The sequence below is a fragment of the Pirellulales bacterium genome (genome assembly GCA_035939775.1).
GTDB lineage: Bacteria > Planctomycetota > Planctomycetia > Pirellulales > DATAWG01 > DASZFO01.
Genome location: DASZFO010000344.1, coordinates 25,380 through 45,469 on the forward strand (window position 1 = coordinate 25,380; position 20,090 = coordinate 45,469).

Below are 20,090 nucleotides of genomic sequence, written 5' to 3' on the forward strand. Positions count from 1 at the left end.
GGCGGAAATCGAGTCGTTCGGCATTCGGACATTCGTCATTCCGAACACGGAGGTTCGCATGCACGATCGAACGCGACGGGTGCTTTGCCGGGCCGGATTCTTGGCCCTCTGCGTGCTGCCGACGGCGGCAGTCTTCGCGTGGTCTAGCTCGCGCACTAGCACGGCACACAGCACGGCCTGCGCTGCGGCATTGTCGCACGAGCTAGGTTTGCGCGTGTCGCTGGCCGGAGTATCGTATCCGCGACCAGGAGCCACGCGTTATGAAGGTGTCGAAGTTGCCGACCCGGAGACGGGCGCACCGCTTGTCCAGACGCGGTCGCTCGAAACGGACCACGGAAATGATCTGACGGCTCTGTTCGCATCGCAGCCGGAATTGGACGCTCTAAAACTGGCGAAGCTTTGGGAAACCGTGGAACAGCGAATTCGCAGCACGACAGATCCCCAGCCCGCGACTAGCCTGACCGCCGGCGCAGCGACGTTGCATTGGCCGGGTGGCTCGCAAACGCTCACCGAAGTGTTGGGACAGTTGGATGCCAAGTCTGGCGGTGACGGGGAGCGCGTCGCGTCGCTTAAGTTCCGCCTGGCTGGCATCGATTCGGCCGAGCCGATCCGGCTGCGCTACTCGCGGAAGCTCGTCGATTCGCGGACGACGAGCAACGTCGAACGCTCGGCGGTGAACCACCTCGAACTGCCCGCAGTGAGCCACGTCGAACTGAATACGGGCGGGACGGCGGCCCCCTGTTCGCTGCTGATGGTTCCGCTGGGGATCGCCAATCGACTTGGCGAGCGAGCCCGGTTCCGCGGGTCGGTTTGGGCGATTGAAACGGCCGATGGCTGGGAAGGAGAGTTGACCGGACAGTTCACGGAAGTCGATTTTCAGACGGCCATCACGGAGCAATTCCCGCACCACCTCGTGGGAACAGCCGAAATCACAATCCAAAAGGCCCGCTTCCGTCGCGGCCGTTTGGTAGAAGCCAACGGCACGATAGCGGCTGGGCCCGGCATGGTGAGCCAGTCGCTGTTGACGTCGGCCGCGGAACACCTGCATCTGAATGGCGCCGCCGCGACGGATTCCGGCGCCTCGATAATTCCCTACGATCAAATCGCTTTCTCGTTCGAGATCGATTCCGCCGGGCTGACGCTCCGCGGCCAATGCGAAGGCTCGCCGGGAGTGATCGTTCGCGGCGGAGCGACGGCGCTGTTGTCGTCATCAGTCGGATCGTCTGGGCCGGTCGTCGCGCTGCTGCGAACGCTCGTTCCGCAGAGCGAAGTGCAAGTGCCCGCCACGCGCGAGACCGACTGGCTGATGCGCCGCCTGCCAGTGCCGCAGGTGATGCCGCCGGCCACACAGCCCCCGCAAGGCCGAGTGCGGCTGGGACCGAGGGACGAGGGGCGAGGGACAAGAAGCGAGGGACAAGAGTAGGGCACGTTTTCGCGTGCGGTCCGTCGCTCGCAAACACGCCGGTCATGCGGCCGCCGCGCGATTGCTCCACCAAAACCGCCTTGGGATCGAGCCGAGCGCCATCAGCGCCAAATGGCATGCAACGATGATGCCGGGCACCACCCAAACCCCGGCGTCGGTGAAGCCGTATGAATGCAAGCCGACCCCCAAGAAATTCACGCCGAAGTACGACCAAATCATGGCGATGTTTCCGCCAAGCGCTAAGACGGCCAAGCCACGATCCTTCACGATCCCATCCCAGAGAGCGTGCAAGACAAGTGCATTCCATAGCACGATGATCAGGGCGCCGTTTTCCTTGGGGTCCCAACCCCAAAACCGGCCCCAAGAATCATCGGCCCACAATCCGCCGAGCACCGTGCCGACGAAGCTGAAAAAGATCGCGCAACATACGGAACCGTAAATCATATTGGCAAACACTTTGCCAATGGTGGTGGTGCCGACTGACGCGCCGCGGCCAAGGTTTGCGTTCGTTAAGCTGGGTTCCACGCTCATGGTCCGAAGATCCAAACGGTATCCAAGGAGAGGCGTAAACAGACCAAACATGATATATGAAAACCCGATCAGCGCGGCGACGAACGTCGTGGCGTAGCCGAGCGAGACGCAAACGACGTGCGTACCCAACCAAAACTGCGTGGCAAGCACCGCCTCAGGCACAACGATTGTATCCTTGCCGGTATCCAAAACCTCGAAGATCAATTGGGCAGTGCCGAGGGCCACGGCGCCTGCCGCTCCGGCAATCAGGTTTCCAATGCCAATTCGATACACGAGTTCCAGCACGATGCCCAACAACACTGCAGCCCATGCAATGAACACGGCAGCAGAGTAAAGCGTTGTGACCGGCGGCCATCCGGAAATATAAATCCGCGCGATCACGGCAAAAGTGTGCAGCGCCAGCGCAAAGACAATCACGCCAAAGGCGGCTTTGTTAAACGGGCCGCTCCACCCCAATAACCATCCCAACAGCCCCAGGCACGCCAACACAATCGCGAACAAATAGAGCCAAAACGCGCACTCGAACGGAGCGAAATGATTGAAGAACGCCTCGAAATTGACCGCCGCCGGCTCGAACGGCTTAGGCGGGGCGGCATCGAGTTGTGCGCGATACTTCGCTAATTCGGTGTTAAAACCGGCAACATCGCGCTTTCCATAGGCTTTGAACATCGACGCGAGCGAACGGGTGGCTTCGTCTGGCGGCTGTTGGAGAGCCGTCGCATTCACGTAGGCAAGCACCACGGCCGACGCATACGAGTGCCATTCGCCACCAAGCGTGTCCATCGGCACGATCAGCGGCTTCGGTTTCTCTTGACTATTCTTACCCGGCCTATCCCATTGATGGCTGATTTCCAAGGTACTGTCGAATGCCGATCGGGGATTCTCTTTGATTTCTTGCTCGCTGGGCAGCCCCGGGAACTGCGTGGGGTCAAATGCTTCGCGCAACACGATGTACGCCGTGATCCGGCGGGCAAGGTCGAGAATCCGTTCCTGGTAAGCGCTTCGTCGCTCGGGGTCCGTTGCTTCGGCCTTGTCCACCTGCTGCTTCATGTCGGGCATGTGGTCGCTCAATTCGTCGATCGAGTAGCGAAGACTCTTCCGACGCGGCAAGCCGAGCATGTTGAGCACATCGGGATTGTCGATGTGGACCACTTGCTGCTTATTGGCTCTTTCTGGATCGGCAACCACGTCCAGCAACCACTCGATCGCCGGACGAGTGCGCCCCTGATCGTCGACATACGTTTGGGCGTCCGTGATCGCCCAGAGGCTAGTGCGAGCCAGCGTGTCGATCGGCTTGATTCGCCCCTCGTGCATCACCGGGATCTCGCCGAATTCGAAGAGGTGCATGGCGTCCGGAGATGCGCCGGGAACGATCGCTTTGCTGAGGGCCCATCCGGCCAAGACGGCCACCACAACCCAGGGGAAAAAATCGGCTGCGGTGGACAGCCAGAGAGGCTTCGCGGCGCGGTCCGACTTTTCTGAAAGTAAGATCGCGTCGGCCGGGATTCCTCCACTTGCTTGCAACGCGCTCTGCTGACCGGGCGACAATCGCCGCGTGAACCGCAGCAGCACGCCGAGGAAATGCGCCAACAGGCCGGTGGCGACGATCATGCAGCCGATGTACGGGATCATCCAACCCGTGTTGTCGACTACGCTCAGTGTGGAATACTTCACGTCGCCGATCTGGGTGAAGCCGCTCTGATAGAATGTTTCGCCGCCAAAGCGCAGCGGATTATTCATCCAAATGTGGTCGTGACGATCCTCGGGAGAATTCGTGCTAACCAAGTGAATATCCGAAGAGTAATAGCGCGGCATGGTCGTGCCCGGCCAATCCACTTCCTCCGTTTTCACCAAGCGCACGACATACGGCTTGTAGACTCGCTTGAAACGCAAGGCAATTTCGTATTCCTTGCCGTCGAACTCGATCCGGTCCGGCTTTTCCAGATTGACGCTTACGAGATGCGTTTCGACCGGATCGTGAGTCCCCTTCTTCAGGAGTTCCACGTACGCCGAGGCAACGTCGACCTTGCTGCTCGTATCGGTCCCCTTGCCGGGACTGACCGCGACGGCGATGTTGTCCAAGCCGGCGCCTGCGGTCGCAATCGTCTTGTCACCAGGGGCTGGATCGGCCAACTCGGAATTCTCGATGAATTGGAGCACTCTTAAGTCGAACGGCAGGTTGTCGTCGTGGATCAAGTCGCCGGGGCGGAGCCTCGATTGCGGAATCACGACCACATCGTCAGTCTTAGGAGCGGATTTATCGACGACGGCCAATTCGCAGGTACGGCTGTCTTCCGCGAAATTCCGAGCCTGGCCTTCGCGCACCGTCAATTGCTGAGGCTCTTTCGCGGTGACGTCCACAAACAACTCGTTGAACATCATGAGGCCGACGCCGGCATGGATCAGTACGATTCCGGCCCGCTTCTTGAATAGCAACAAGCAGCCTGCCAAGAGGGTCAGCCCGACGGCCTCCCCTTCGATCAATTGCCAAACGATTCGGAGCGATGACGGATTTGGCACGAAGTCGTTTCGATAGAGAAGCCATGCGAGCGACGCGGCAAGAATCAACGTTCCCACCAACAGCAGGTTCCGCTCAAACCGCCGCGACCAATTCAGAAGCGATAGTCCGGCGATTCCGGCTGCCACGACCGCGGCGAGACCGAGCTTGAAAATGAACCATAACGTCGACCATTCAACTGGACTCCCGGCTTGCACCCCCGACAAGTGGTTTCCCACGACGACCACCAGGCCAAGCAAGCCAATCCCCGCCGCGATCACCGCCAGCCCGGCGGGCAAACGCCAATCTCGAGCCTGCATCTTGAAACGCACCGCATGGGCCGCCAGCAAATTGATCGCCATCAACACGCCGATCAATCGCCCGCCCGGAAAGAAGAAGCCGCTCGTCCCATTGGGCGGCCGCGCCAGAAAAAAGAAAAATATCTTGAATTCGACAAAGGCAAACCAAGTGCGAAAGTATTGTCCGATGGCAACCCAAATGCCACTTTCCTTCTGTGCCAGCGTACCGGACCAAATGATGAAGATCGCCATCGCGAACAGGACCACCGTCAGCTTTAGCGATGCCAATGGCCGGAAGATCCGCTCGAACAATGCGGTGTCCCGGCGCGCGGGCGCCGGTACAAATCCTCCGGGCCTGATCGGTTTATCGACCGGGAATACGTTCGTCGCCATCATTCGCTCCAGGTCATTTCGGCGAGCCGAATTGGATTGACTTCACAAAAGCCTCGAAGCGCGGTTTTTCGCGCTCGGCCAGGTTAGCGTCGCCGCGCAGGGTGATGAACCAGACTTGATCGCCGCGCGGCGCGAACGCGCCGAATATCGCTTTTTGCGGAACCGGATCCTTCGGCCCGAGTATTTCTACGTAGCTGCCAGCCGCATCGCCGATTTGGATCGGCTTGACGGCCTGAGCAATCTCCTTCTCGTCGGCCGCCGGGAGCTTTAATAGCCCGCGCCAGCGGTTGACATTCGCCGCGACGTCCGCGGAAGACGGCGGTAAAGTGACCACCGTGATCTCGACGTTCTTGTCGCCCTCTTGGACCACGAACGCCGCCTTTCGCATGACGCTCAGTTTGCCATGCTGCCAGCCGGCGGGAATGTCGTATTTGAATTCCGCGTTTTCCGTCTCGGCGGGTGGTGGCGCCGGCTCGGCGGGCCGCGCTCCCTGGCTGATCGCGGGATGACCCTCGGGAAGTTCAGGCTGGTCGCCGCCCGCGACGGGGCGGCTCATGCCGCCAGTTTGATGCCTGCCGGTCAGCCCCAGAACATACGCCGGCCCACCATCGGCCGTCTTACGCTCACGGATCGCTCCAGAAAGCTGCTCGATCGGGCGCAAGCTCATTTGGCCACGCCAGCGGTTGACGTTCTTGAGCGTCGCTTCACTGTCGTCTTCATCTGGCTTACGCGGAAGCGACGTGACTGTCACGTCTAAAGGCTTTTCGCCCGAGCCGATCTGAAGCGTCGCGAAACGTTTGGCCGGGCCGGAGCCGGAAGCCGGCAGCTCGCGCCAATCTTTGGGGAGCGTCCATTTGGGCGACGCGTCGTCGCCGCCAAAACGGACCGAAGCGATCAACGCCGCGAACGGGTCGCTCTCGCGCCGCACGGCATCCGCTGGGCCAACGAGCTTGAAAAACCAGAACTGGGTCCCGTGCGGCACGATTGCCGCGAACATCCGATCCTTTTCGGGGGGGCTTTCATCCGCTGGCGGCTCGGTCTCGTTGAAGTAGGTCTTCAGCAATATGTCCGGCTTCGTCTGGCGGTAATGCTCTATCTCCTCGGGCCGTTCGCAACCCGCGAAAACCCCGGCAGATAGGGCGAAACCGAAAAGCAGCGCGAGACGGGTGGGCACGGGAGAATTTCGTCTGGTTTTGGCGACGACCCAGCGACCGAGAGCAACGTCCGGCGGATCGCCGGCCGACGGGATCGGGTCGGGGGCGGGATTCATCGGTTGATTATACGGGCGGGTTGGTCCGGGTGTATAGGCGCATCCGGATGCGGAGCAACGGCGGCAAGAACGGGGACCATGAAGGTTGAGGGTAGCGAAAATCGCGGAAATCCCAATTTCCCGCGGACGAAAACGGGGTTGGCTGCTTACGAACTGAGCCACAAAAGCGCCTGCAGATTTGCCAGATGCCGCCCCTCATGTTCCGGCCGCCTGCCCGGCTTTTTTGACCTAGACTTGAAAGAGCGGTTTTCACCGGAGAACCCGGAAACCGGGTGTACCCAGTGGTAGAGCTATGCGCCGATTCCTGAGCAAGTTTCGTCGTCCTCAAGCAAACGTCGTGAGCCAGCGACCGAGGGGCACCCTGTGTTGCGCGCTGGCCGCGCCGTTGTATCTAGTCTTTGGCAGTAACTTTGTCGGGCAGGCCTGGACGGCGGCTATGAATTGGATTTATCGTTTCGACCGGCAGGCTTGGCTGATCGTACTGTGCGGCGTGCTGGCGGTCGGGGCATTTTTTCTACGCGGATTCGGATCGAGGTCGAATTATTAGAACGCCTAACAAACCCGGCGAGGAGAAGGGAACAGTCCCCGCCGGATCTGTTAGGCGCTCTTAGATTTTTTCCCGGAACAGAACAGGTTCGATCGTGTCGCTCGAAATGCTGCTTGGCGAGTTTGATTTGTCGACAATCGGGCTTCCCACGCCGTTGGCGTTGGCGATCGTGTCGGTGATCGGTTACCTCCTCGGCAAGCGCCGGCAATCCGGCCGGGAAGAGACCGAGAATCAGTCGCGCCGCGAATTGAAACGGGCCCAGGCCGTGGCCAAGGAATTGGAAAAGATCGCCGAATTGGTGCGGCGGCATTTGGCCACGCACCACGCCAGCGTCGTGCGGTTCAAGAACCGCATGGTCTCGCTCGGAGGCACCCAGAACGAATCTGCCTGGCAAGAACTCTGCCAAGAGTCGGAAAGCATGCTCAAGCCGACTCTCAAATTGGCCGCCCAATTGGCCAACGCCTACGACGAAATCCGCCAGCAGTCGAACCACCTGATGACGTTCACCGAAGTGCGAACGGATCCACTGACCGGCGTGAGCAATCGCCGGGCGCTCGACGAGACGCTCGGCTCGATGTTCGCAATCATGAACCGCTACGAGCTGCCGTTTTCGATCGTGATCGTCGATATCGACCACTTCAAGAAGATCAACGACGAGCAAGGGCATCTTTACGGCGACAGCATCCTCAAATTGGTGGCCAAGGTGCTGGACGACAACGTGCGCGACACCGACGTCGTAACGCGCTACGGCGGTGAGGAATTCGTGATCGTCATGCCACAGACGCCGCTGGGGGGAGCTTGCATCTTCAGCGATCGACTGCGGGAGAGTATCGAGCAGAAACTGCCGCTAACGGTAAGTGGCGGAGTCTCGGCGGCCGTCGATGGCGACAATCCGCAGACCTTGCTCGCCCGAGCCGACGCCGCGCTCTACAGCGCCAAGGCGGCGGGGCGCAATCGCGTCTACTACCACACCGGCCTGGAAATCCGCTCCGCCTCCGACAACGAGACCAGTCCGGATTCGCAATCGCCGGCGGCGACCGAACGTGCCGAGATCGAAGCGGTGCTGCCGCAGGAGCAGGCAAGCCGATGAAAGCCGGACAACCGATGGTCGCGGCACGAAAACGACCGCCGCTCTGATGTCAGAGTTCGCCAATCGTTTTTGGCTCGGTTCCGTCTTTCGTACTTTGTCCTGACTGCTTGCCGGCTTCGACCGTTGGTCCCTTAGCTTCGTTTGCTTCGAGGGATTCGCCGCCGCTTGGATCGAAACCGTGCAACGCGGCCTTCTCAAGATCGGCGTCGGCCAGTTTTCTAAGATGCGTCCGATCGGTCTTTCTTGGATCATCACTCAGCTTGCGATAGATCTCTCCCTCGTGGCGGTACATGACGGCGAGTTCTTGATCGGTAATCTGTGAATCATCTCGATCGTCGCTGAAGGCATGAACCTGGTCCGCGTCCCAACCTAATCGAAAGTGACTTCGACGCGCTGTCACGCTGCGAATCGCAACTTGCATGTCGCGCAAGGCTGCGTCGTATTGGCCGAGCCGGTAACGGAGACAGGCGCGCGTGTCGAGCAACTCGGCCTTGTCGTCGCCGAGTTCGCGGATGGCCTGTTCGATGTCTTGCAAGCCGGCTTCCACCTCAAGGCCCGACAGCGCGGAGATGTACGCCCGCTCGTTGAGCAAGTTCGGGTAGAGCGTGGGATCCCGATTGACACTCCATCGCGGGCAGGATTCCAAGGCCGCCTTGCAGTCGGCAAGCGCTTCGCGGTGGCGCCCCAGCCGTTGCAGCACCCAGGCGCGCTGCCGATAAGTCTCAGGCAAGTCGTCGGATGCCTTGCGCAGCGTCTTGACTTCATTCCACAGCGCGATTGCCTGGTCGCAATCCCTCAGGCTGCCATCGAGGTCTTGGAGCTTCTCACGGACCCTGGCCCGTAGCGACAAATCCGCGGCACGGGCCCCGGCATCGGGTTCCCATTCAATCGCCCGATCGATGTGGGCCTTGGCCTTTCGCAGTTCGCCGACCTGAAGATCGCGCCAAGCACGCTGCATTTGAAATCCGGCGACCAGATCGCGCCCAAAATCGACCAACTGCCGGCCGAATAATAGCCCGGGCACCAATAGCAGGAACAGCCACTTCCACCGCCCCATGCGCTGAGAAATCGAGCGCCGCGGCGGACGCGGTTCGTCTTCGCCGCCGCGCGGCCAGTCCTCGAACTTGGTAGGGATTGGAAATCCGTGTTCGTCAACGGGGCGGATCGGTGCGGGCATAGGGTCATTCGTCCTGGGGCTCGTTTCCCAATTCAAGCATAAGGAGCGGCTAAGCCCGTGCCAAGTCCGGGAGGGAAAACAACTCGATAATCCTTGTTCGCCGCCATCGAGCTGCTTAGCCGGAAGCCGAAGGCGACCGTGGGAACGCGCCCGCGTGGTCGCCTTCGGGCTCCAGGTCAAACGGTCTGAATCAAGCGACTATCGCTATCCGCTACTGCCGGAAAACTCGTCGAGTGCCCGTTGGATGCGAGCCAGGCTGGTTTCCCGGCCAAGGATAGCCAAGCAGTCGTAGAGCCCCGGCCCGACCGCTTTGCCGGTCACGGCCACTCGCAAGGCATGGATCACGTCGCCGATCTTAATCCTCTCGTCGGCGATGAACTGTTGCAGCGCCGTTTCCAGCGGCTCGACGTCAAACGGCTCAATCGCCGCCAACCGCTGCTTGAGCTTCGCCAGCAACTCGAGCGCCCCCGGCTTGCGGAGGTTTTTCTCCACTGCTGACGGATCGTAAGCGAAATGGTCGGCAAAGAAGAAGTCGGCGTAAAGCAGGATATCGCCGGCCACTTTGATCCGGTCGCCGGCCGCCGCGATGATCCGCGTCAGCTTCGGGCCGACATCGCAGGGAGGCGGGCTCGATACGAGTCCGACGCGCTGGAGATAGGGCAGCATCATCGCCACCTTCTGCTTGAGCGGCAGTGCCTGCATGTAGTGATCTTCAAAGGCCCATAGCTTTTTGCCGTCGAGGCTGGCCGGGGCCTTCGTCACGCGATCGAGCGAGAAGCTGGCGACCATCTCCTCGCGCGTGAAGAACTCCCGCTTGTCGTCGAATGACCACCCCAGCAGCAGCAGATAGTTGATGATGGCCTCGGGCAAGTAACCGACTTGCTCGTAGAAATCCGCGATCACGGGGTTGAATGATTCCGCGGCCGTTTGCAGGCCGAGGGCCGCGGCGATGCGCTGGCCATGTTCCATGAGTTGGGCAAAATCGCGGTTCTTCAGATACTTGTCGAGCTTTCGCTTGCTGAGTTTGGTCTTGCTCCCCGGCTCCGCGACAAACGGCAGGTGAGCGTATTCGGGAAGCGGATATCCGAGCGCCTGGGCGATGAAAATCTGCCGCGGCGTGTTCGAGAGATGCTCCTCGGCCCGAATGACGTGCGTGATTTCGAAATCGAAATCATCGACGACGCTGGCCAGATGATAGAGGCAAGTGCCGTCCGCCCTCTGGACGACGTGGTCCTGCTCTCGGGCCCAATCGAACTCGACGTCGCCGCGAATATGGTCGTGAATCACGAGCTTCCCCTCACGCGGCATCTTCAGCCGCACGACCCCCTGCCGCCCCTCGGACTCGAAGCGCTTCCGATCGGCCGCCGTCTCGGCCATCCAGCGGCGGCTATAGAGAAACGGCCGCTTCTCTTTCTGGGCTTGCTCGCGCTCGGCCTGTAGCTCGTCAGTCGTCGCGTAGTCGCGATAAGCGAAACCGCCCTCCAACAGCTTTACGGCTGCCGCTTGATAGAGCGGCAGGCGCTGCGATTGATAGTACGGCGCATGCGGCCCGCCGACTTCCGGTCCCTCGTCCCAATCGATCCCCAGCCAACGAAAGCCGTGCAGGATCGGGGCCAGCGCCGCCTCGACGTTCCGCTCCTGATCCGTGTCGTCGATCCGCAGCAGAAACTGTCCGCCATATCGTCGAGCGAAGAGCCAGCAGAACAAGGCCGTGCGCACGCCGCCAATGTGCAGATAGCCGGTCGGACTGGGAGCAAAACGGGTGCGGACCATCTTGGCTCGGCCACGGGATGAAGTATCGGGGCAAAGTATGCTGGATTGTTCCCGCTTTCACTCGAATTGGGAAGGGGAACACCTTGAGCCACGTTCTTCGTTCAACCCGAAGGCAGCAGCGACGGCAGCGGGCAAAGAGAGAATCGTCTCTGATGGCTCCACGCCAAACGAAGCCGCCGCTCGCTACCAACCGCGTTCTGCCGATTTCTGCTTGCGGAGCCGTTTGCGGTCGGCTTTACTCAGCTTGCGATTGCGATCTTCGGAATCCATCTCCTCGAAGTCGGACGCGTCGTCGTCGCTGGTGGAGTTGACAAATGTGGCGGCGGCTAAATGCGAATGAGGGGTCGCGGCCACCGCGGAACCGGTGGAATGATCGGTCCGCTTGTCGCCGGACGGGCCGGAACTGTGGGGACCGTCGATCTTCGCGATTTGCGGCGCGGATGACGGGGCCGTTTTCGCGTCCTTCTTAGCTCGTTCCTTTCGCGGTTTTTGATCGCGCGTGGGCAACAAACCCTGGGCATGCAAAATCACATGCCGGGCATACAGGGTCACGCCCAAGAGTAAGAGCAGATGCCCGAATAGTTTGAGCGTCCCCACCACGAGCACCGTCGGAATTCCAGGCAATCGAGCACCTGCAAATTGGATCGCGAGCGACGTGCTCCATGAGCCCAGCGCAAGCAGGATCATGAAGAGCGCGATCCGGCAGGCCCGCATATCGAGCAGCAAGCGGACGACCGTCGCGGCCAGCAACAGCCCCCAACAGCCGATCCACCAGATTTGGCCGTTGGCCGGCGCCGAGTAGCCCGAGAACCGCGTCATCACGGCACGGAACAAATCGTGGATGCCCGCGGTCGCATCGACGCTCATCACGAGCCACGCCATCGCGGCCACGAGCCACCAGCGGTAATGTCCGCGGTAATCGTCCAGCTTGTGGCGACGGACGGAATAGATCAGCAGCGATGCCAAACCGGCCAGCCCGAGCAACAACGACGAAAGCCAGGAGGCCAAACTTCCTCGCTCTCCCAAATCGAGCGCCGCGACTCCGTCTTTTGCCCCCCAGGCCGATAACTCGGGCAAATAAAGGTGTGCCGCGGTCAGCCCCGCGATGGCCGTCAGCCCGGCCATGAACAACACCGAAATCGTCCAGTAGCTTTTGGGGACAAGATCACTGATGCGGCGTTGGTTCGCAATCCGTGCCGCCTCCGTATACGCATCCGGCTTTCGGGCGCGCGGCGGCGTGGCGACCTTCGCAATCGCCGCGGCGTCGAGGGCGTCTTCCGCGAGCACACGGCGGCGACGCTCATCCCGTTGATGGCTTTGAAAGAGCTGCATCTTCGAGGGGCTCGGGGCTAGTGATTCGGGACTCGGGAACGCGCATGCGGAAGTTGGATCGAACCGCGCGCTCGCGCGCGACGATTGAGTAAAGCATGGAGAAGCGTTCAAGATGCGAAGCCAGCACAAGACGCGGCAAATCCGGCAATCCGGGACGCACTGCTAGCACCTATCGTCCGCCTATCCCTTACCTTCGACTTCGGCATTTCGACCTGTCCGTCTGCATAATGACGAGCGCGCAAATCACGCGACTTGTTCCGCAACGACCGGATTGCGAAGTACGCCGATTCGCTCGATCTCCACTTCAACGACGTCGCCCGGCTTTAAGAAAACCGGCGGCTTGCGGGCGAAGCCGACTCCGGGGGGGGTGCCGGTAAAGATCACGTCGCCTGTGTGAAGTGTGCAAACGCCCGAAATATATGCCACCAATTCGGCAACCGAAAAAATGAATTGGCGCGTTGAGGAATCCTGCATCGTCAGGCCGTTAATTCGCAGTTGAACTCGTAGATTCCCCGAATCACCAAGTTCATCGGCAGTGACCAACTCGGGCCCAAACGGAGCGAAGCCATCGAATGATTTCCCGAGCAGCCACTGCCCGCCCGGCTTGCCCGTCTGCCAGTCGCGGGCTGATACGTCGTGGCCGCAGCAATACCCGGCTACGTGCGCGAGCGATTCTTCAACTGGAATGTGCCGGCCTGCTCGCCCGATGACCACGACCAATTCCGCTTCGTAGTCAACTTTTCGGCTCGATTTGGGGAGCACGATCGGATCGCCGTGCGCCGCGACGGACGTCACAAACTTGCAAAAGATGACCGGCTCTGGCGGAGGATCTTTGCCCGTCTCGCGGGCATGATCGGCGTAGTTGAGCCCCACGCAGATCACTTTCTCAGGCCGCGGCACGGGAGCTAGCAGCTTGACGCTCTCCATCGGAAATGATTTCCCCGCGGCGACCGCGGCCGCGGCGCGCTCGATTCCCGTGGGCCCGAGTTCGAGCAACTCGACGATCGCGGCGGGCAACGACGGATCGGCCCGATTGAGATCGACGAGCGCCCCGTCGCGAGCCACGGCAACCCGCGACCCGGCGGCGCTTTGATAACTGACTAATCGCATACAACGACCTCCAGCCGAAGGACGAATTTCAAACGTGTGCTGTACGGTAACGCGCCGCGCAACTGGCGGCAAGTTGCCGCGGATTGACGGCGTTTCCCAAAATGGCCCCACGAATCGGCCATTGCCGGAATCGCCTGCCGATGCTCGCAGCGTCGGAACGGATTTGGCGTCGCGACCGTCGTAACAGGCGCCGCTGCTCCAAGCCATCGATTCGCCAATTCTCGGTTAATCGGGCGGTTTGCCCTTGCCGGGGCCATAACCTACGTTTGCCATGTTCCCGCTAGCGATTTCCCCCGAGTCGAGCGGACCACGGCGGCGTCGTGCCCGCTCTCGCTCCGTATCTGCTGAAAGTGCGATGGCCATTGATTCGCAACCCATGTCGCCTCCCGCTGCTGACGAGCGATTCGCCAGCAACGGCAAGATCGACGAGCGGCTGAGCGAACTCAATTCGTTGCTGGAACATTGGCAGCAAGTGGGCGCGAGGAAGCAAGCAACTCTGTCGGCCGTCGATCAGACATTTGAAAACTGCCTGGTGCAGGTGCGGCTAGGAATGGCGAGCAGCTTGTTCATGGCCTTGCGCTGCAAGCACGCCCCGACGGCCAGTCATTCGCTCCGCGTCGCGCTGGGCTGCTCGGCCTGGACGACGGCCCTCGACTTGCCAAAGGAGGAGCGCGAAGCGATCGAGGTGGCCGCGTTGTTGCACGATGTGGGCAAAATCGGCGTTCCCGATCGCGTGCTCCTGAAGCCCGGCGCGCTCACGAACGAGGAAGCGCTGTTGATGGATCGCTATCGGCGGATGACGATCGAAATCCTCACGGCCTGCTGCGCGTCGCCACTGGTGCTAAGTTTGGCCGGCAACGCCGCCGCTTGGTATGACGGCAGCCGGCGGGTGGGCAATTTGTCCGGCGAAAACCTTCCGCTCGGGTCGCGGCTGATCGCCATCATGGACGCCTTCGACGCGATGACCACCGGCAACGTTTATCGGCCAGCTTTTTCGCACGAGCGCTCGGTCAAGGAACTGTTCGCGTCGGCGGGCACCCAGTTCGATCCGCGGCTGGTTCAATGCTTCAGCGAATTGCACGAACGCGACTTGGAGCAGCTCCATCGCCGCATGGCGGCCAAGTGGTTGCAAGACCTCGATTCCGCGTCGACCGAGTCCTGCTGGCAACTAAGCAACTCCTTCGCCGGCCGCACGCCGCTAGTGACCGAGGCGCTGTTCCAACAAAAGCTGCTCGACAACATGTACGACGCCGTCGTGTTTCTCGACAATAACTTGCAGGTGACGCTCTGGAACCGCGGCGCGGAGCGGCTGACGGGTTTGGACGGCGCCGCCGTCTTCCAGCGGCCTTTCCGCCCCAGCCTGTTCCATCTCCGCAATGAACGGGGAGATGCCTACAGCGACGCCGATTGCCCGGTCGCCCATGCTTTGCATAGCGGCGTCCAATCGATGCGGCGCGTTCTGATTCGGGGGCGAAACGATCGCGACGTGGCCGTGGACGTCCATATCATGCCGGTCGTGCCAAGCGAGGGAACGATCCACGGAGTGACGCTGCTGTTGCACGACGTTTCGCCCGAGGCTTCGCTCGAAGAGCGCTGCCAGCGGCTTCACGAAAAGGCGATTCGCGATCCGCTGACCCAAGTGGCCAATCGGGCCGAGTTTGATCGCGTGCATGGAATTTTCGTCGAGACGCACTTGCAGCGCGGGTTGCCGTGCAGCTTGGTCATGTGCGACATCGATCGCTTCAAGAGCGTGAACGACAACTACGGCCATCCCGCCGGTGACGAGGTGATCAAGAGCTTCGCCCAGTTGCTCAAAGGCTCCTGCCGGTCGGGCGATCTGGTGGCCCGGTATGGCGGCGAGGAATTCGTGATGCTCTGCGCCGATTGCGGTGTAGCCACGGCGTTCGAGCGAGCGGAAAAGGTTCGCCGGGCGTTCGGTGAACTGTCGCAGCCGGCACTCGGCGGCCAGGTGGTTACCGCCAGCTTCGGTGTCACCGAAACGCAGCCCGGAGATACCGCGGAGACAATGCTTAGCCGCTCCGACCGAGCCCTGTTATTGGCCAAGCAATCCGGCCGGAACGTGGTCGTGCAGCTTGGGGCCGGCCCGAGCGACGTGCGGCGATCGAGGCGCCGCTGGTGGCGTTTCTGGAAGACGGGTCTATCCAGCTCGATCCTCGAACAGAATCTGATCACGACCGTGCCGCTCAAGGTAGCGATCGAAAAGCTCCGCGGCTTCGTCGCCGATCATTCGGCCGAGATAAAATCGATCGAAGACAGCCGAATTCTGATGCACGTGCACGGCGAACGGACACTCACGCTCCGCCGCCGCTCGGATCGGCCGGTGCCACTCGTGGTCGAATTGTCGTTCGCCGAGGAGCATGTTCGTGGCAACGTCGGATCCCATGCGCCAAGCGGAACGATCACGCGCACAAAGATCCAAGTCGTGATGCGGCCGAAGCGGAATCGGGACCGCCGCCACGCGAATGCCATCGGCCGCGCCCGTCAACTGCTGGCGAGCCTTCGCTCGTATCTCATGGCGAGCGACGATTGTCCGCAGACTGATGAAGGCGTCTTGCGTCGCGCCACCCACATGCTCGTGCCTTGGCTGCTGAAGAAAGACGAGTAAGCACGACCGACGCCATTCGTCGTTCGAGATTCGTCATTTCCCCTCCTCTCACACGATTGTCAATCAGCTTCCCATCGGCTATGCTGCGCGGAAGACTTAGCGTTGGTCCCGAACCCGGTGATAGGAGAATCGAACCATGGCCTACACTGTCCCCCCGCTGCCCTATCCGTTCGACGCATTGGATCCCTACATCGATGCGAAGACGATGGAAATCCATCACGACAAGCATCATGCGGCTTACGTCACCAATTTGAACAAGGCGCTTGACGGAACCAATTTGGGCGATCAGCCGGTCGAATCGCTGATTGCCAAACTCGATTCCGTGCCCGAGAAGATTCGCATGACCGTGCGGAATAACGGCGGCGGCCATGCCAACCATTCGCTCTTTTGGACCATCATGGGCAAGGGCAAGGGAGGCCAGCCGAGCGGTAAGCTCGCCGACGCGATCAACGCCGAACTTGGCGGTTTCAAGAGCTTTACCGACGCCTTCACGCAGGCCGCCACGACCCGCTTCGGCAGCGGCTGGGCCTGGCTCTATCTCGATCACAAGACGGGCAAGCTGGCGGTTGGTAACCTCCCCAACCAAGACAGCCCGATCATGGAAGGCAACACGCCTCTGTTGGGAATCGACGTGTGGGAGCATGCCTATTACTTGAAGTATCAAAACCGCCGGCCGGAATACATCGCCGCGTTTTACAACGTGATCGATTGGGACGCCGTCGGCCAGCGTTTTGCCGCTGCCAAGAGGTGACGCGCGGAACCGATTCTAGGCTGATTGCGATCGACTCAAGCCGCGACCGGGATGGTCGCGGCTTTTTTTGTCGATTCGCGCTAACTACGATGGGAGATTGAGTTCCCGTGCCACTCCTGAAGTCTCCGTTTGTTGAGGAACATCGCCATGGCGACGTCGAATCAGCCGCGTTCGGTCCGTTGCCGAATGTTCGGGGCGCTTGCCGCGGTCATCTCGCTGGTGACCTGGGTCGTTGCGCTCGCGGGCGGCGCCATTGCGGACGCCTCCGAATCGGCCGATCAAAAACTGGCCGCGTTTCGCAGCCGCGTCAACCACATCATCGTGATCTATCAGGAGAATTGGAGCTTCGACGGTCTTTACGGAAAGTTCCCCGGCGCAAACGGTCTAGCTCAGGCCGGCGAGTCGGTCAAGCAGGTCAATTTGAAAGGCGAGCCGTACAAAGCCTTACCCCAGCCAGTCAATGCGGAAACCGCGAAACCCGATCCACGATTTCCAGCCGACCTGCCGGTCGCGCCATTCGACTTGGCAAAGTACGTCAGCCCCGACGACAAGACCGGCGACCTGGTGCACCGATTCTACCGCGAGCAATTGCAGATCGACGACGGGAAGATGGACAAATTCGTCGCCTGGAGTGACGCGAGCGGACTCGTCATGAGTTATTACGACGCCAGCGATATGCCGGAGGGCAAGTTGGCGAAGCGCTATACCCTGTGCGACAACTTCTTCCATGCGGCCTTCGGCGGCTCGTTCCTAAACCACATCTGGCTGGTCGCCGCCGCTTCGCCGAGATTTGAGGACGCTCCCGAAAGCATGATCATCCACGATCCGGAGCGTCGCGAGAAGTACGACGAGTTGCAGGTTACGACCGACGGCTATGCGGTCAACACGGTGTTCTCCGTCAACCTTCCCCATCAGCGCGACCCGAAGGGAAATGACTTGTTCCTGAGAACGCCGCGACGTCTGCTCCCCAGTCTTACGATGCCGACCATCGGCGACCGCCTCGACGCGAAGGGAGTCACGTGGAGCTGGTATTCGGGCGGGTGGGATCGAGCGATGGCGGGTGCGACCGATCCCGAATTCAACAAGTATTTTCAGTTCCACCATCAACCGTTCGTTTACTTCGCGAACTATGCCGATGGAACCCCCGCCAAAGCTTTGCACCTCAAGGATGAGGGCGATTTTTTCGATGCTCTGGTCGAGAGCGACAAGTTACCGGCTGTCGCGTTCATCAAGCCGTTCGGCGAAGACAACGAGCATCCCGGTTATACGAAGCTAATTCGCGGACAGAGGCACGTCGCCCGCTTGGTGAAAGCGATCCGCGACAGCTCGTATTGGAAGGATTCGCTGATCGTCATCACCTACGACGAGCACGGCGGCCGTTGGGACCATGTGCCGCCGCCGAGAATTGACCGCTGGGGCCCCGGCAGTCGAGTCCCGACGATCGTGATCGGGCGATCGGCGCGCCGTGGTTATGTCGATCACACCGAATACGACACCACCTCGATCCTTAAGTTGATCGAGCGCCGTTTCGATCTCGCTCCCCTCACCGATCGCGACCGGAAGGCGGGCGACTTGCTCAATGCGCTGGATTTCGAGTAGAGCCTACCCGAGAACTGCCTTTTTCGTGCTCTTTCGTCCAGATTGAGGAAATCGCGCACTTCGGCGAGCCGGCTGGCGTCAGCCGCCGGACCGGTCAACAGCGGTGAGTTTACGCTGCAACTCGTCGCGGAGGCTCGATCGTGTAGAGGTCGCCTCGCGTCAGCGGGACTTCCGAGAAGCCTCTGGCCGCATGCTTGCTGGCGACGACTTGAAAGATCCGGAGCGTGCCATCGCGAAAGCCGGCCGAAACGCACGCCAGATAGGCCACCCACAACCGATAGCGCTCGGGGCCGACCAGGTGAATCGCCTCGTCACGGCGTGCCGACAGTCGCTGGCACCAGTGCCGAGTCGTGAGAGCGTAGTGCTCGCGCCACCCCTCGACATCGTGAACGTCGAACCGGCTGGCTTCCAGCGATTCCAGCGTGTGGCCGATGTGATCCAGCTCACCCCCCGGAAAAATGTACTTCGCGATCAATCGCTGCTCGGGCCGGCGCCGGCGAAATCGTTTCGCTTCCGCCTTCGCCCGTCGCGAGATGCCGTGATTCAAAAAGATGCCGCGGTCGCGCAAGAGTGAGTTGATCTTATTGAAATAGTCCGCCATGTTGGCGATGCCCACATGTTCGAACATCCCCACGCTGGCGATCTTGTCGAAAGTTCCCTCGACCTCGCGGTAGTCTCGCAAATCCACCGTCACTTGGCCATTCAGCCCGCGTTGTCGGATCTTCTCGCGCACGTAATCGAATTGAGTTTGAGCGAGTGTCACGCCGTGCGCCTCGACTCCGTAATTCTCGGCGGCGTAGCAGATCAGACCACCCCAGCCGCAGCCAACATCGAGAAATCGCTCGCCCGGCTGCAGCCGCAGCTTGCGACAGATCATTTCCAGCTTGTCCTGCTGGGCCTGTTCGAGCGAGTTGTTCCGGTCGGTGAAGTAACCGCACGAATACAGCATCTCAGGATCGAGGAACAGGCGATAGAAATCGTTTCCAATATCGTAGTGAAACTGGATGTAGTCGCGGTTGTCGCGGCGCTTGGGATCGACGCCGTCGTAGTCACCAGCAAAGGCGTGCTGGACCTGCTGTTTCTCGGCCGGTGCGCATAAAAACGCCAGGGCCGCGGAAAGCAACAATCTCTTGCTCAGGTCGCGCAGTTTCGGTTTGCGACCGGGAGCACTGATCGCCTCCGCGAACTCGGTCAGGTCGCCCCCCTCGAAGTCGATTCCACCGGTCGCGTATTGTCTGAGCAAGTTGTCGAGCGTCGGCCAACGGATCAGCGTGCTGATGACGCCGGGGTTGCGAATGGCGATCGTCAACGGGCAATCCGAATCGCTGAGCGGATTGATCGAGCCATCCCACAGCCGAACGGCGATCGGGATGTCGCAGTTTTCCGCCAGGTGCGAACAAACCCGACGTGCGGCAGCCAACTGCCGATCCGGAGAATTGAAGAATGGAAACATGCGTCCCCTCCTTGGGATTCGCAAGATTCTAGTGCTGGCCGGTATATGGGGGAAGGCGAATTGCAGCGGATACGGATTGACGGGTGCATTCCGCACTTTGCAGTTTGGCACGTTGAGGTTATGACTTCGGGTTTGGATTTTGGGGTTGGTGCATGGAAACATAGGAATCGACGGGGAGGTAGGCAATGGAATGCCGTTTACAAGACCGGATTAAGGCTG

At 60.7% G+C, this 20,090-nt stretch carries 12 protein-coding genes; 5 read left to right on the top strand and 7 right to left on the bottom strand.

Annotated features, from left to right (window positions below; translation table 11 throughout):
• The first annotated feature begins 58 nt into the window (after window positions 1-58).
• Window positions 59-1,423 carry a hypothetical protein gene (locus VGY55_21920; GenBank protein ID HEV2972640.1) on the top strand — a complete coding sequence of 455 codons (1,365 nt, stop codon included), beginning with the start codon at window positions 59-61 and terminating at the stop codon, window positions 1,421-1,423.
• A 42-nt stretch (window positions 1,424-1,465) separates the two neighbouring features.
• On the opposite strand, the gene ccsA is transcribed toward VGY55_21920, so the two are convergent.
• Together ccsA and VGY55_21930 are read right to left on the bottom strand one after the other, a co-directional pair.
• The gene (gene ccsA, locus VGY55_21925; protein HEV2972641.1) at window positions 1,466-5,143 is read right to left on the bottom strand and encodes a cytochrome c biogenesis protein CcsA; all 3,678 of its coding nucleotides are present in this window, start codon (window positions 5,141-5,143) and stop codon (window positions 1,466-1,468) included.
• Window positions 5,144-5,156: 13 nt separating this feature from the next.
• Window positions 5,157-6,413, bottom strand: a complete 1,257-nt coding sequence (locus VGY55_21930; GenBank protein HEV2972642.1) for a hypothetical protein — start codon at window positions 6,411-6,413, stop codon at window positions 5,157-5,159.
• A 641-nt stretch (window positions 6,414-7,054) separates the two neighbouring features.
• Between VGY55_21930 and VGY55_21935 the strand changes: the two genes are divergently transcribed.
• A complete protein-coding gene (locus VGY55_21935; GenBank protein HEV2972643.1) occupies window positions 7,055-8,050 on the top strand; it encodes a GGDEF domain-containing protein in 996 nt (331 codons plus the stop codon).
• A gap of 49 nt (window positions 8,051-8,099) precedes the next feature.
• On the opposite strand, the gene VGY55_21940 is transcribed toward VGY55_21935, so the two are convergent.
• The 4 genes from VGY55_21940 to VGY55_21955 all read right to left on the bottom strand — a co-directional run bounded on the left by VGY55_21940 (window position 8,100) and on the right by VGY55_21955 (window position 13,442).
• Window positions 8,100-9,227, bottom strand: coding sequence for a tetratricopeptide repeat protein (locus VGY55_21940; GenBank protein HEV2972644.1), 1,128 nt, complete (start codon window positions 9,225-9,227; stop codon window positions 8,100-8,102).
• 204 nt (window positions 9,228-9,431) lie between these two features.
• On the bottom strand, window positions 9,432-11,000 hold the full coding sequence (gene gltX / locus VGY55_21945) for a glutamate--tRNA ligase (protein ID HEV2972645.1): 1,569 nt from the start codon (window positions 10,998-11,000) through the stop codon (window positions 9,432-9,434).
• Window positions 11,001-11,183: 183 nt separating this feature from the next.
• Complete coding sequence (locus VGY55_21950) at window positions 11,184-12,332, bottom strand: hypothetical protein (protein ID HEV2972646.1); 1,149 nt, start codon at window positions 12,330-12,332, stop codon at window positions 11,184-11,186.
• Window positions 12,333-12,575: 243 nt separating this feature from the next.
• On the bottom strand, window positions 12,576-13,442 hold the full coding sequence (locus VGY55_21955) for a fumarylacetoacetate hydrolase family protein (GenBank protein ID HEV2972647.1): 867 nt from the start codon (window positions 13,440-13,442) through the stop codon (window positions 12,576-12,578).
• Window positions 13,443-13,818: 376 nt separating this feature from the next.
• Here VGY55_21955 and VGY55_21960 point away from each other — a divergent pair, with 376 nt between their 5' ends.
• The 3 genes from VGY55_21960 to VGY55_21970 all read left to right on the top strand — a co-directional run bounded on the left by VGY55_21960 (window position 13,819) and on the right by VGY55_21970 (window position 18,418).
• Window positions 13,819-16,068, top strand: coding sequence for a diguanylate cyclase (locus VGY55_21960; protein HEV2972648.1), 2,250 nt, complete (start codon window positions 13,819-13,821; stop codon window positions 16,066-16,068).
• Window positions 16,069-16,204: 136 nt separating this feature from the next.
• Window positions 16,205-16,819 carry a superoxide dismutase gene (locus tag VGY55_21965; GenBank protein ID HEV2972649.1) on the top strand — a complete coding sequence of 205 codons (615 nt, stop codon included), beginning with the start codon at window positions 16,205-16,207 and terminating at the stop codon, window positions 16,817-16,819.
• 147 nt (window positions 16,820-16,966) lie between these two features.
• On the top strand, window positions 16,967-18,418 hold the full coding sequence (locus tag VGY55_21970; GenBank protein ID HEV2972650.1) for an alkaline phosphatase family protein: 1,452 nt from the start codon (window positions 16,967-16,969) through the stop codon (window positions 18,416-18,418).
• A 109-nt stretch (window positions 18,419-18,527) separates the two neighbouring features.
• Here the strand turns inward: VGY55_21970 and VGY55_21975 are convergent, their stop codons facing one another.
• Complete coding sequence (locus VGY55_21975; protein ID HEV2972651.1) at window positions 18,528-19,871, bottom strand: cyclopropane-fatty-acyl-phospholipid synthase family protein; 1,344 nt, start codon at window positions 19,869-19,871, stop codon at window positions 18,528-18,530.
• Between the last annotated feature and the right edge of the window lie 219 nt (window positions 19,872-20,090).

Bases quoted from the DNA above. Each gene is read 5' to 3' on its own strand.
- VGY55_21920 (HEV2972640.1), top strand. From the start codon at position 59: ATGCACGATCGAACGCGACGGGTGCTTTGCCGGGCCGGATTCTTGGCC.
- ccsA (HEV2972641.1), bottom strand. From the start codon at position 5,143: ATGGCGACGAACGTATTCCCGGTCGATAAACCGATCAGGCCCGGAGGA.
- VGY55_21930 (HEV2972642.1), bottom strand. From the start codon at position 6,413: ATGAATCCCGCCCCCGACCCGATCCCGTCGGCCGGCGATCCGCCGGAC.
- VGY55_21940 (HEV2972644.1), bottom strand. From the start codon at position 9,227: ATGCCCGCACCGATCCGCCCCGTTGACGAACACGGATTTCCAATCCCT.
- gltX (HEV2972645.1), bottom strand. From the start codon at position 11,000: ATGGTCCGCACCCGTTTTGCTCCCAGTCCGACCGGCTATCTGCACATT.
- VGY55_21950 (HEV2972646.1), bottom strand. From the start codon at position 12,332: ATGCAGCTCTTTCAAAGCCATCAACGGGATGAGCGTCGCCGCCGTGTG.
- VGY55_21955 (HEV2972647.1), bottom strand. From the start codon at position 13,442: ATGCGATTAGTCAGTTATCAAAGCGCCGCCGGGTCGCGGGTTGCCGTG.
- VGY55_21960 (HEV2972648.1), top strand. From the start codon at position 13,819: ATGTCGCCTCCCGCTGCTGACGAGCGATTCGCCAGCAACGGCAAGATC.
- VGY55_21965 (HEV2972649.1), top strand. From the start codon at position 16,205: ATGGCCTACACTGTCCCCCCGCTGCCCTATCCGTTCGACGCATTGGAT.
- VGY55_21970 (HEV2972650.1), top strand. From the start codon at position 16,967: ATGGCGACGTCGAATCAGCCGCGTTCGGTCCGTTGCCGAATGTTCGGG.
- VGY55_21975 (HEV2972651.1), bottom strand. From the start codon at position 19,871: ATGTTTCCATTCTTCAATTCTCCGGATCGGCAGTTGGCTGCCGCACGT.